9 protein-coding genes are annotated in these 13,079 nt (G+C 62.8%); 8 read left to right on the forward strand and 1 reads right to left on the reverse strand.

Going from position 1 to position 13,079, the window contains the following annotated elements:
* The first annotated feature begins 147 nt into the window (after nucleotides 1-147).
* The 8 genes from gltB (at nucleotide 148) to L8F45_RS01675 (ending at nucleotide 12,301) form a co-directional block, all read left to right on the forward strand.
* On the forward strand, nucleotides 148-4,785 hold the full coding sequence (gene gltB / locus L8F45_RS01640; RefSeq protein ID WP_342363343.1) for a glutamate synthase large subunit: 4,638 nt from the start codon (nucleotides 148-150) through the stop codon (nucleotides 4,783-4,785).
* 127 nt (nucleotides 4,786-4,912) lie between these two features.
* The gene (locus L8F45_RS01645; RefSeq protein WP_342361143.1) at nucleotides 4,913-5,206 is read left to right on the forward strand and encodes a GIY-YIG nuclease family protein; all 294 of its coding nucleotides are present in this window, start codon (nucleotides 4,913-4,915) and stop codon (nucleotides 5,204-5,206) included.
* A gap of 70 nt (nucleotides 5,207-5,276) precedes the next feature.
* Complete coding sequence (locus tag L8F45_RS01650; RefSeq protein WP_342361144.1) at nucleotides 5,277-6,695, forward strand: glutamate synthase subunit beta; 1,419 nt, start codon at nucleotides 5,277-5,279, stop codon at nucleotides 6,693-6,695.
* Nucleotides 6,696-6,715: 20 nt separating this feature from the next.
* The gene (locus L8F45_RS01655; protein ID WP_342361145.1) at nucleotides 6,716-7,492 is read left to right on the forward strand and encodes a sulfite exporter TauE/SafE family protein; all 777 of its coding nucleotides are present in this window, start codon (nucleotides 6,716-6,718) and stop codon (nucleotides 7,490-7,492) included.
* Nucleotides 7,493-7,642: 150 nt separating this feature from the next.
* Nucleotides 7,643-9,271 (forward strand): acyl-CoA synthetase, encoded by a 1,629-nt coding sequence (locus tag L8F45_RS01660; RefSeq protein WP_342361146.1) that lies wholly within the window; start codon nucleotides 7,643-7,645, stop codon nucleotides 9,269-9,271.
* 15 nt (nucleotides 9,272-9,286) lie between these two features.
* Nucleotides 9,287-10,174, forward strand: a complete 888-nt coding sequence (locus tag L8F45_RS01665; RefSeq protein ID WP_342361147.1) for a heme-dependent oxidative N-demethylase family protein — start codon at nucleotides 9,287-9,289, stop codon at nucleotides 10,172-10,174.
* A 45-nt stretch (nucleotides 10,175-10,219) separates the two neighbouring features.
* Nucleotides 10,220-11,593, forward strand: coding sequence for an ABC1 kinase family protein (locus tag L8F45_RS01670; RefSeq protein ID WP_342361148.1), 1,374 nt, complete (start codon nucleotides 10,220-10,222; stop codon nucleotides 11,591-11,593).
* Between the two features lie 48 nt (nucleotides 11,594-11,641).
* Entirely contained in the window at nucleotides 11,642-12,301 is a 660-nt protein-coding gene (locus L8F45_RS01675; protein WP_342361149.1) for an NAD-dependent epimerase/dehydratase family protein, read from the forward strand.
* Between the two features lie 69 nt (nucleotides 12,302-12,370).
* Here L8F45_RS01675 and L8F45_RS01680 read toward each other — a convergent pair whose 3' ends face one another.
* The gene (locus tag L8F45_RS01680) at nucleotides 12,371-12,931 is read right to left on the reverse strand and encodes an NADPH-dependent FMN reductase (protein ID WP_342361150.1); all 561 of its coding nucleotides are present in this window, start codon (nucleotides 12,929-12,931) and stop codon (nucleotides 12,371-12,373) included.
* Between the last annotated feature and the right edge of the window lie 148 nt (nucleotides 12,932-13,079).

The raw sequence follows: 13,079 nt of genomic DNA on the forward strand, positions 1-13,079 counted from the left end.
AGCGGTTGGACGATCTCCGGCGCGCGCCTTGCTTTGTCTCTGGAGCCCGCCAGCAGGAGGTCGCCCATGTCGACGCATGACATGCCCCGATCGGACGCAACGTCCCATCTGCCCCGGCTGGCGGACGTCAAACCCCGCCTGCGGCCAATGCGCGACCCGGCGCTGCCCGAAGCGCAGGGGCTCTATCACCCCGGCCGCGAGAAGGACGCCTGCGGCGTCGGCTTCATCGCCGACATGAAGAACCGCAGGTCGCACGCCATCGTCGAGAAGGGTCTCCAGATCCTGCTCAATCTCGACCATCGCGGCGCCGTCGGCGCCGATCCCAAGATGGGCGACGGCTGCGGCATCCTGGTGCAGATGCCTCATCGCTTTTTCTCGGAAGAGGCGAAGATGCTCGGATTCGAACTGCCTGACGAAGGCGCCTATGGCGTCGGCCACCTCTTCATGCCACGCGATCCCGAGGGTTTCGCCACCGTCACCGCCATGGTCGAGAAGGCGATCCAGGAGGAAGGCCTGCCGCTGCTCGGCTGGCGCGACGTGCCGATCGACAATTCCGATCTTGGCGTCACCGTGCTCGAGAGCGAACCGCTTCACCGGCAGATATTTATCGGCAAGCCGTCGGCCGCCATGGATCAGGAGACGTTCGAGCGTCGCCTGTTCATCGCGCGCAAGGTGATTTCGAACGCCGTCTATGATCTCAACGATCCCCAGACGAAGGGCTATTATCCCGTCTGCCTGTCGAGCCGCACGATCGTCTACAAGGCGCTGGTGCTGGTGACGCAGCTCGGCGCCTATTACAAGGACCTCGTCGATCCCAGGTTCGACTCCGCGCTGGCGCTCGTCCATCAGCGCTTCGCGACGAACACGTTCCCGACCTGGCAGCTGGTCCACCCTTATCGCATGGTCGCGCATAACGGCGAGATCAACACGCTGCGCGGCAACGTGAACTGGATGGCGGCGCGTCAAGCGTCGGTCGATTCCGAACTGTTCGGCAACGACATCGGCAAGCTCTGGCCGATCTCCTACGAAGGCCAGTCGGACACCGCCTGTTTCGACAACGCGCTCGAATTTCTCGTGCGCGGCGGCTATTCGCTCGCGCATGCGATGATGATGCTCGTGCCCGAAGCGTGGGCCGGCAATCCGCTGATGGATGAGGAGCGGCGCGCCTTCTACGAATATCATGCGGCGCTGATGGAGCCGTGGGACGGCCCGGCCGCTATCGCCTTCACCGACGGCCGCCAGATTGGCGCGACGCTCGATCGCAACGGCCTGCGGCCCGCGCGCTATCTCGTCACCCATGACGGGCTCGTCGTCATGGCGTCCGAGATGGGCGTGCTGCCGATCCCGGAAGAATCGATCGTCGAGAAGTGGCGCCTGCAGCCCGGCAAGATGCTGCTCATCGATCTCGAACAGGGCCGCATCATCTCGGATGACGAGATCAAGAAGACGATGGCGACGGCGCTGCCCTACAAGGACTGGCTCGCGCGCACGCAGATCGTGCTCGAAGATCTGCGGCCGGTCGAGCCGCGCGAATCCCGTACCGACGTGTCGCTGCTCGATCGCCAGCAGGCCTTCGGCTACACGCAGGAAGATCTGAAGCTGCTCATGGCGCCGATGGCCGTCACGGGCCAGGAAGCGGTCGGCTCCATGGGAACCGACACGCCGATCTCCGCGCTCTCCGACAAGTCGAAGCTGCTCTACACCTATTTCAAGCAGAACTTCGCGCAGGTGACGAACCCGCCGATCGATCCGATCCGCGAAGAGCTCGTCATGAGCCTCGTCTCCTTCATCGGGCCGCGGCCCAACATCCTTGATCTCGAAGGCACGTCGCGGCGCAAGCGTCTCGAAGTGCGCCAGCCTATTCTGACGAACGAGGATCTCGAAAAGATCCGCTGCATCGGCTTCACCGAGGATCGTTTCGACACCAAGACGCTCGACATCACCTATCCCGCCGAGACCGGCTCGGAGGGTATGAACGGCGCGCTCGACCGGCTCTGCGAGCGCGCGGAAGCGGCGGTGCATGGCGGCTACAACATCATCATCTTGTCCGATCGCATGGTCGGCCCAGACCGCATTCCGATTCCGGCGCTGCTCGCGACAGCGGCGGTGCATCATCACCTGATCCGCAAGGGGTTGCGCACGTCGGTCGGGCTCGTGCTCGAATCCGGCGAGCCGCGCGAAGTGCATCATTTCTGCTGCCTCGCGGGTTACGGCGCTGAAGCGATCAATCCCTGGCTTGCATTTGAAACCATGCTCGACATGCATGCGCGCGGCGAATATCCGCCGGAGGTTTCCGAAGGCGAAGTCGTCAAGCGCTTCATCAAGTCGATCGGCAAGGGCGTGCTGAAGGTGATGTCCAAGATGGGCATCTCGACCTACCAGTCCTATTGCGGCGCGCAGATTTTCGACGCGATCGGCTTGAAGAGCGACTTCGTCGCGAAGTATTTCACCGGCACGGCTTCGCATATCGAAGGCGTCGGCGTCGGCGAGATCGCGCGCGAGACGGTGCAGCGCCATCAGGACGCGTTCGGCAATTCGCCGATCTATCTCGGCGCGCTCGATGTCGGCGGCGATTACGCATTCCGCCTGCGCGGCGAGGCGCATGTGTGGACGCCGGAGACGGTGTCGACGCTGCAGCACGCGGTGCGCGCCAACGCGCAGGACAAGTATCGCGAATATGCGAAGATCGTGAACGAGCAGGCCGAGCGCTTCACGACCATGCGCGGCCTCTTCCGCATCAAGATGGCGGAGGAGATGGGCCGCCAGCCCGTGCCAATCGAAGAGGTCGAACCCGCGAAGGAGCTGGTGAAGCGCTTCTCCACTGGCGCCATGTCGTTTGGCTCGATTTCACGCGAAGCGCACGAGACCATGGCGCTGGCGATGAACGCGCTCGGCGGCAAGTCGAACACGGGCGAAGGCGGTGAGGAGCCGGAGCGGTTCAGGCCGCTTCCTGACGGGCGCTCGAAGCGCTCGGCGATCAAGCAGGTGGCGTCAGGCCGCTTCGGCGTGACGACGGAATATCTCGTCAATTCCGACATGATGCAGATCAAGATCGCGCAGGGCGCTAAGCCCGGCGAAGGCGGCCAGTTGCCGGGCCACAAGGTTGACGCGGTGGTTGCCAAGGTTCGGCATTCGACGCCGGGCGTCGGCCTGATCTCGCCGCCGCCGCATCACGACATCTATTCGATCGAGGATCTGGCGCAGCTCATCTTCGATTTGAAGAACGTCAATCCCGCCGCCGACGTCTCGGTGAAGCTGGTGTCCGAAGTCGGCGTCGGCACCGTCGCTGCGGGCGTCGCCAAGGCGCGCGCCGATCACATCACCATCGCGGGCTATGAGGGCGGCACGGGCGCTTCGCCGCTGACCTCGATCAAGCATACCGGTTCGCCATGGGAGATCGGGCTTGCCGAGACGCAGCAGACGTTGGTGCTCAACCGCCTGCGCAGCCGCGTCGCCGTGCAGGTCGATGGCGGATTGCGCACCGGCCGCGACGTCATCATCGGCGCGCTGCTTGGCGCCGACGAGTTCGGTTGCGCGACGGCGCCGTTGATCGCGGCGGGCTGCATCATGATGCGCAAGTGCCATCTCAACACCTGCCCGGTCGGCGTCGCGACGCAGGACCCGTTGCTGCGCAAGCGCTTCAAGGGCCTGCCCGAGCATGTGATCAACTTCTTCTTCTTCATTGCCGAAGACATGCGCGAGATCATGGCGGCGATGGGCTTCCGCAAGCTCGACGAGCTGATCGGCCGCGCCGATCTGCTCGACACCGACCGCGCGGTCTCGCACTGGAAGGCGAAGGGGCTCGACTTCACGCGCCTGTTCCATCGCCCCGATGTCGGTCCTGAAGTCTCGATCTTCAATGTCGAGCGGCAGAAGCATCCGATCGACACGATCCTCGATCGCGGATTCATCGCGAAGGCTCAGCCGGCGCTCGAAAAGGGCGAGAAGGTCGTCATCGAGAGCCAGATCCGCAATGTCGATCGCACGACGGGCGCGATGCTGTCGGGTGAAGTGGCGAAGCGCTACGGCGCGGAAGGCTTGCCTGACGACACGATCATGATCCGCCTGCGCGGCGTCGCAGGCCAGAGCTTCGGTGCGTTCGTGGCGGCGGGCGTGACGCTCGATCTCACTGGCGAGGCCAACGACTATGTCGGCAAGGGTCTCTCGGGCGGCAAGCTGATCATCAAGCCGAGCGCCAAAGCGAAAGCCTCACCGGAGAAGTCGATCATCGTCGGCAACACCGTGCTCTATGGCGCGATCGCGGGCGAATGCTACTTCCGCGGCATCGCCGGCGAACGCTTCGCCGTGCGCAACTCCGGCGCGATCGCGGTCGTCGAAGGCACCGGCGATCACGGCTGCGAATATATGACGGGCGGCATCGCGGTGGTGCTTGGGCCGACCGGGCGCAACTTCGCGGCCGGCATGTCAGGCGGCATCGCCTATGTGCTCGACGAGGACGGCACGTTCGGCAAGCGCTGCAACCTGTCGATGGTCGATCTCGAACCTGTGCCGGAGGAAGAGGAGATGATGGAGCGCATCCATCATCACGGCGGCGATCTTGAAACCAAGGGCCGCATCGATCTCAAGGGCGACATGTCCAGGCATGATGAGGAGCGGCTCATGCAGCTCATCGCCAACCACTTCAAATATACGAATTCAGAGAAGGCGCGGCTGATCCTCGACAACTGGCAGAGTTATCGGCCGAAATTCGTCAAGGTGATGCCGGTGGAGTATCGCCGGGCGCTCCGCGAGATGGAGCAGATGATGAAGCAGGCGGCGGAGTGATAAGCGTCATCCCGGGCGCGATGCGGCGCCAAAGCCGACGCTAATGCGTCGGCGTCGCAAGACGGCCGCCAGAGGCGGCCTATGGCGCCGCTTCGCAGACCCGGGATCTCAAGCAGGATAAAACGCCATGATGCGCGACTTCGCAGTCTACATCATGGCGACAAGAAAAGGCGGACCAATTTATATCGGCGTTACCAATGATCTGGTGCGTCGAATTCACGAACACAAATCGGGAGAAGATCGAGGCTTTACCTGGAAATACAACATTCATCGGCTCGTTTATTATGAGACGTTTGGTCGGGCTGATGATGCGATTTTGCGGGAGAAACAGTTGAAGCGTTGGCGCAGAGCCTGGAAAGATGCGTTGATCGAGAAAGACAATCCCGATTGGCGCGATCTTGCAGACGAGCTGACGCCTTAGTCGGGATAAGGTCCCGGGTCTGCACGCACCACTGCGTGCTGCGCCGCGCCCGGGATGACGGAGTGAACGTATGGGCAAGGTCACAGGCTTCCTCGAGATCGATCGTCGCGACCGGCGCTATGCGCCGGCGTCGGATCGCATTCGCCATTATCGCGAGTTCATCATTCCGCTGTCGGAAGAAGGTACGCGCGATCAGGCCGCGCGCTGCATGAATTGCGGCATTCCCTACTGCCACAATGGCTGCCCGGTGAATAACCAGATCCCGGACTGGAATGACCTCGTCTATAACGGCGAATGGGAAGAAGCGTCGCGCAATCTTCATTCGACGAATAATTTTCCTGAATTCACCGGCCGCGTCTGCCCGGCGCCATGCGAAGCCTCCTGCACGCTCAATATCGAGGACACGCCGGTCACCATCAAGACGATCGAATGCGCCATCGTCGATCGCGGCTGGAAGGAAGGCTGGGTGAAGCCCATGCCGCCGACCGTGAAGAGCGGCAAGAAGGTCGCCGTCATCGGCTCAGGGCCTGCCGGCCTCGCCGCCGCGCAGCAGCTCGCGCGCGCCGGCCATGAAGTTCATGTCTACGAGAAATATCGCAAGGCCGGCGGGTTGCTGCGTTATGGCATTCCCGACTTCAAGATGGAGAAGCATCTGATCGACCGCCGCGTCGCGCAGATGGAGGCGGAAGGCGTCGTGTTCCACTATGAGGAGCATATCGGCGTCACGCGGCCGGCGAAGGAGATCGTCGACGCGCATGATGCGGTGATTCTGTCGGGTGGCTCGGAAAAGTCGCGCGATCTGCCGATCGAGGGCCGCGATCTCGCCGGCATCCATTTCGCGATGGATTTCCTGCCGCAGCAGAACCGGCGCGTCAGCGAAGAGCAGAACGATAACGTCCAGCCGATCCTCGCGGGCGGGAAGCGCGTCGTCGTCATCGGTGGCGGCGATACGGGCTCGGATTGCATCGGCACATCGGTGCGTCAGGGCGCGCTCTCCGTCGTGCAGCTCGAAATCATGCCGCGGCCGCCGGAGAAGGAGAACAAGCCGCTGGTCTGGCCGAACTGGCCGTTGAAGCTGCGCACATCGTCCTCGCATGAGGAGGGCGCCGATCGCGACTTCGCGGTGTCGACAGTGAAGTTCACCGGCGCCAAGGGCCATGTGAAGAAGCTGCATTGCACGCGTCTCGATGCGAAGATGCAGCCTGTTCCCGGAACGGAGTTCGAGATCAACGCCGATCTCGTACTGCTCGCCATGGGCTTCGTGCATCCCGTTCATGACGGCATGCTCGATGAGCTCGCGCTCAATCGCGACGCGCGCGGCAACGTGCTCGCCAATACGCTCGACTATAAGTCGAGCGGCGACAAGGTGTTCGCGTGCGGCGACATGCGGCGCGGCCAGTCGCTGGTGGTGTGGGCGATCCGCGAAGGCCGCCAGGCGGCGCGCTCGGTCGATCAATTTCTCATGGGATCGACGGTTCTGCCGCGCTGAGCGGCGTACACGCTGAGCCCATGCCCGATTTCTTTTCGCACCCGTCCTTCTGGGTGGCGGGACTTCTCGCCGTCATTCTCTGCGGTTTGTCGAAGGGCGGCTTCACCGGCATCGCCATGCTGGCGACGCCGATCCTGTCGCTCGCGCTGCCGCCCTTGCAGGCGGCGGCGATCCTGCTGCCGGTGCTGATGGTGCAGGATGTCTTCGGCATTTTGTCCTTCAGGCGTGAATTCGACAGGGAGGGACTGATCGTTCTTGGCGTCGGATCGGTGATCGGGATCACGGTCGCAACAGTGTTCGCGAAGGTCTTGCCGATCGCGGCGCTCACTTTGCTGCTTGGCGTGATCGCGCTTGTCTTCGGAGCGCAATGGTGGATCAGGCGCTGGCGCGGCGTGGTCGAAGGTCCACCGAAGCGCGCGCCCAAGCCCGCGGGCGTGTTCTGGGGCGCGATGTGTGGCGTGACAAGCTTCATCGCCCATGTCGGTGCGCCGCCTGCGCAGGTTTATCTCATGCCGCTGAAGCTGACGCCGGCTGTTTTCGCCGGCACGATGACTTGGCTCTTCTGGGGCATCAACATCATCAAGCTTGGCCCCTACATCGCGCTTGGCATGCTGACGAAGGAGACCTTGATCGCGTCGGCGGCGCTTGTTCCCGTCGCGGCGGCCTCAATCGTGATCGGCATCCGCATTGTCAGGATCATGCCGGCGGCGCGGTTCTATCCCATCATCTACTCGCTGCTGCTCATCGCAGGCGCGAAATTGTGCTGGGATGGAATCGCCGGGCTCATGCGCATCTAGAGCGGCGCGCCGCTCGATCTCCCGGCTTGTCGCAACGTTCCGCGGAAAACCGGTTCCCACTTTTCCGCACGTTGCTTCGGGGTAACGTTGTCCGCCAGGCGAAAAGCGCGTTAGATCGCTCCCCAAAGAACAGACGCCGTGGGGAAGCGCATGTCGATCCATTCCTACGAAAACGGGTTGCCGAAGACGCCGGCGAATTTCCAGCCGCTGACGCCGCTGACTTATCTTGAGCGCGCGGCCTTCGTTTTTCCCGATCATGTCGCGATCATCCATGGCGGGCTGCGGCGCAATTATCGCGATTTCTATGCGCGCTCGCGCCGGCTTGCTTCGGCCTTGTCGAAACGCGGGATCGGCAAGGGCGACTCTGTTTCAGTGATGCTGGCGAATACGCCGGCGATGCTCGAATGCCACTACGGCGTTCCCATGACGAACGCGGTGCTGAATACGCTGAACACGCGCCTCGATGCGGCCGTGCTCGCTTTCTCGCTCGACCACGCGGAAGCCAAGGTTCTCATCGTCGATCGGGAATTCTCGAAGGTGATGAAGGAGGCGCTGGCGCTCGCAAAGGCGAAGCCCATCATCATCGACTATGACGATCCGGAATTCATCGGCGCCGGCGAGCGCATCGGCGAGATCGAATATGAGGATTTCGTCGCGACCGGGGAGTCTGATTACGCCTGGCATATGCCTGATGATGAATGGGACGCGATCTCGCTCAATTACACCTCGGGCACGACGGGCGATCCCAAAGGCGTCGTTTATCACCATCGCGGCGCGGCGCTGCTGGCGCAGGGCAATGTGCTCACCGGCGGCATGGGCAAGCATCCCGTCTATCTCTGGACGCTGCCGATGTTCCACTGCAACGGCTGGTGCTTCCCATGGTCGATCTCGGTCGTGGCGGGAACGCATGTCTGCCTGCGCTATGTGCGCGCGAAGGCGATGTTCGACGCGCTGGCCGATCACAAGGTCACACATCTCTGCGGCGCGCCGATCGTGATGGCGACCCTGCTCAACGCGCCCGCTGCGGAGAAGCGGCCGCTGCCGCATGTGGTGCAGTTTTTCACCGCCGCAGCGCCGCCGCCGGAAGCGGTGTTGGCGGGCATGGTCGGCGCCGGATTCAACGTGACGCATCTCTACGGCCTCACCGAAACCTATGGTCCGGCAGTGGTGAACGACTGGAACGAGTCGTGGAATGCGCTCGATCCTTCAGCGCGCGCAGCGAAGAAAGCGCGGCAGGGCGTGCGCTATCTCGCGCTCGATGGACTCGATGTGATGGATCCTGAAACCATGGCGCCCGTTCCCGCCGATGGCGAGACCATGGGCGAGGTGATGTTCCGCGGCAACGTCGTGATGAAGGGCTATCTCAAGAACCGCGCCGCGACCGAGAAGGCGCTTGCTGGCGGCTGGTTCCACTCCGGCGATCTCGGGGTGAAGCATCCCGACGGCTATATCCAGCTCAAGGACCGTTCGAAGGACATCATCATTTCGGGCGGCGAGAATATCTCTTCGATCGAGGTCGAGGATGCGCTCTACAAGCATCCGGCGGTGCAGACGGCGGGCGTTGTCGCCAAGCCTGACGAGAAATGGGGCGAGACGCCTTGCGCTTTCGTGGAATTGAAGCCCGGCGCGACCGCGACGGAAGCGGAGATCATCGCCTGGTGCCGGCAGAATCTCGCCTCCTACAAGATTCCGCGCCATGTGGTGTTCGCGGAGATCCCGAAGACCTCGACGGGCAAGATTCAAAAGTTCAAACTGCGCGAGATGGCCAAAAGCGCTTGAGAGGATCGCCGCGGGATGGAGCCGACGCCCCTTCGCTATACGCCCTATGACGGGTCGCGGCGGCCTTTCTCCATCGGGCTCGAGCCTCTTGATCGCACGCGCTGGATCGAGCCCGACGCATTGCTGCTCGATGAGCTTGCGCAGAAGGACCAGCTGATCGCGGAGAAGCGCGACGTCGTTTTCATCGAGCGCTGGGATACGCGCGCGTCGCAGATGGAAGTTCGTGACGCGCTTGTGGAATATCTTCTGGCGCATCATTCCGGACGCTTCCGCCGCGAAGCCGACGTCATTGTCATTGACGATTCACGTCGCGTTGCGCTTGGTGAGGACGCGCCGCTGATCGCCGCATCAAAGATCGTGCAAGACGATCTCTGCATCATGCGCAGGGAGAGCGACGGTTGGCGCCTCGTCGCGGCGTCCCTCTGTTTTCCCTCAAGCTGGTCGCTCCGCGAGAAATTCGACCTGCCGATGGAGGCGATCCACGCGCACGTGCCGGGATTTCCAGGTCAGATGGGCGCGCGCGTCTCGCGTATTTTCGACAATCTCAAGATCGATATGCCGGTCTGGCGACTGAACTGGTCGATCTACAGCGATGGCGAGCTTCATCATCCCGAAAGCAAGTCGGGGCCGCGGCAATGGACGGGCGTCGGCGCCTTCGCCGCAAACGCCTTCGTGCGCGTCGAGCGGCAGACGCTGGCGCGCATGCCCTTGTCCGGCGACATCCTGTTTACGATCCGCGTCTATGCCGATCCGGTCACGGCGTTCCGTTCTCATCCGCGAGGAAGGGAGCTCGCCTCGTCGCTCAGTGCGCAGCTTCAATCGCTCGATGAACTGCAATTGCGTTACAAGAATCTGTTGAGCGATCGCGACAGGGCAGTGGCGGCGCTGGCCGCGCTGGTTTGAGCGCGTCCTTGGAAAGCCGCCTGTCGTCGCCTATCTTCCCCGACGATGCCCCCTCAGGATCCCGAGCAGAACCGGCTTTCGGCCCGCGCGGCGCGCTATGCGCGCGTTGGCGCCAATGTCGGCGGCGTCGCGGCGCGCATCGTGGGGGCGCGGCTCTTCGGCGGCGGGGATGCGTCGGATCGTCGCAACGCGGCGGCGCTGACGTCGGCGCTCGGCGGCCTGAAAGGCCCGATCATGAAGGTGGCGCAGCTCATGGCCACCATTCCCGATCTCCTGCCGCCAGAATACGCCGAGGAATTGCAGAAATTGCAAGCCGAGGCGCCGCCGATGGGCGCGGCTTTCGTCAAGCGGCGCATGCAATCGGAACTCGGACCTGACTGGCAGTCGCGCTTCGCGCAATTTGATCTGAAGCCGGCCGCCGCAGCTTCGCTCGGCCAGGTGCATCGCGCGACGAGCCTCGAAGGCGCGGCGCTCGCCTGCAAGCTGCAATATCCCGACATGCAGTCGGCGGTCGAAGCAGACCTAAGCCAGCTCGAAATCCTGTTCTCGATTCATCGCCGGATGAATCCCGTGATCGACACGCGCGAGGCAGCGAAGGAGATCGCCGCGCGCGTGCGCGAGGAGCTCGACTATGAGCGTGAGGGAAAGCATGCGGCGCTCTATGCCGACATGCTGCATGACGAGCCGCTGGTGCGCGTGCCCGGCGTGCATCCCAATCTCTCGACGCGGCGGCTCATCACGCTTGACTGGCTGAAGGGTGAGAAGCTGCTGAATTTCAGGCAAGCGGATCAGCAGACGCGCAACTTGCTGGCGACGGCGATGTTCAAGGCGTGGTGGCTGCCTTTCAGCCGCTTCGGCGTCATCCATGGCGATCCGCATCTCGGCAACTACACCGTGTTTCGCGAAGGCGACGCCGATGGCGCGCCTCCCGCCGGCATCAATCTGCTGGATTATGGCTGCATCCGCATTTTCCCGGTGCAGTTTGTCGGGGGCGTGGTCGATCTCTATCGCGGGCTGCTCGAGGGCGACGATGCGCGCGTGGTGCACGCCTATGAAGTCTGGGGTTTCAAGAAACTGCAGCGCGACGTGATCGACGTGCTGAATATCTGGGCGCGCTTCATCTATGGGCCGCTGCTTGATGATCGTGTGCGCAGCATCGCTGATGGCGTGAAGCCGTCTGAATATGGCCGGCGCGAGGCCTTCCGCGTGCATCAGGCGTTGAAGGAGAAGGGTCCCGTCACGATCCCGCAGGAATTCGTGTTCATGGATCGCGCCGCGATCGGACTTGGCGGCGTATTTCTGCATCTGGCGGCGGAACTCAATTTCCACCGCATGTTCGAAGCGGCGATCGAGGATTTCTCGATCGAAGCGATCGCGGAGCGCCAGAATGCGGCGCTCAAAGCGGCCAGCCTAAGCTGATCGGGCCGTTTCCGTGGTCGTTCGCTATCGCCATTCCGGAGTCGTTTTTTGAAAGTCCTTATCTTCGGCGCCACGGGCATGATCGGTCAGGCCGCGCTGCGCGAATGCCAGCATGATCCGGATGTCGAAGAGGTTTTGACGGTTGGCCGCAATGCGACCGGCCAGAAGGACGCGAAGCTGAGCGAGATCGTCCACGCCGACCTGTTCGATCTTTCGTTCGTCGCGGCGAAGCTTTCGGGATATGACGCCTGCTTCTTCTGCCTCGGCGTTTCTTCATTCGGCATGGACGAAGTGCGCTATCGGCGTCTCACTTACGATCTGACGATCAGCGTCGCGGAACTGTTGGCGACGCTCAATCCGGCGATGACTTTCCTGTATGTGTCCGGACGGGGAACGGACAGCACGCAGCGAGGCCGCGTGATGTGGGCGCGGATCAAAGGCGAGACCGAAAATGCGTTGATGCGCTTGCCTTTCAAGGCGGCTTACATGTTTCGCCCCGGAGCCGTGCAACCGAAGCATGGGGTTGTGTCGAAAACGTTGATCTATCGTGCGGCTTACGCGGCGATTGGTTTTCTGCTGCCGGCCTTGCGGACAATCGCGCCCAATCTTGTCACGGCGTCGGACGAGATGGGGCGCGCGATGCTGAAGATCGCTAGAAACGGCCATGCGAAGCCGATCCTGGAGAGCGAGGATATCAATCGCGTCTGAGGGCGCGCCGAGAAAGCGCCGGCGATCCGGCGCCTTCTCGGCGCGAACACTACCCTGCGGCAAGATCGGCTATTTCCCGCCGTTCGCCTCCACCCACTTTGCGTAGCCTTCCATGAAGCTTGTGAGAAATTTGCGCGTGTCGTCCTTCGCGATTCCACCCGTGTCGTCGAAGAGCTGCGCCGCGCCGCCGATATAGGCTTCCGGCTGCGTCATCGCCGGCATGTTGAGGAAGACGAGCGACTGCCTGAGATGATGATTGGCGCCGAATCCGCCGATCGCGCCGGGAGAGACGCTGACCACCGCGCAGGGTTTGCCGCTCCAGGCGCTCGATCCGTAGGGACGCGAGCCGATATCGATCGCGTTCTTCAGCACGCCGGGAACAGAGCGGTTATATTCCGGCGTCACGAACAAAACGGCGTTGGACGCTCTGATGCGGTCGCGGAACGCGACCCACGCCGCGGGCGGCGACGCGTCGAGATCCTGATTGTAGAGCGAGAGATCGCCGATCTCGACAATGGAGAGCTTCAGCGGCTCCGGCGCGAGCGCCGCCAGCGCGTGCGCCATCTTGCGATTGAAGGATTCCTTGCGAAGGCTGCCGACGATGACGGCGACGTTGCATGGTCCGCTCATGCGATGCTCCCGAAGTTTCGACCCGACGTAACGGCGCCTCTTTTAAACCCAGGCCGACGCCGGCGGAAGAAGGGGGGCGCCGAAGCGCCTTATGGGGGCAGAAAAAACATCGCATTGTCAGGCAATAGGCGATCCGCTAGACGGGCCG

This window comes from Terrirubrum flagellatum (assembly GCF_022059845.1).
Classification (GTDB): Bacteria; Pseudomonadota; Alphaproteobacteria; order Rhizobiales; family Beijerinckiaceae; genus Terrirubrum; species Terrirubrum flagellatum.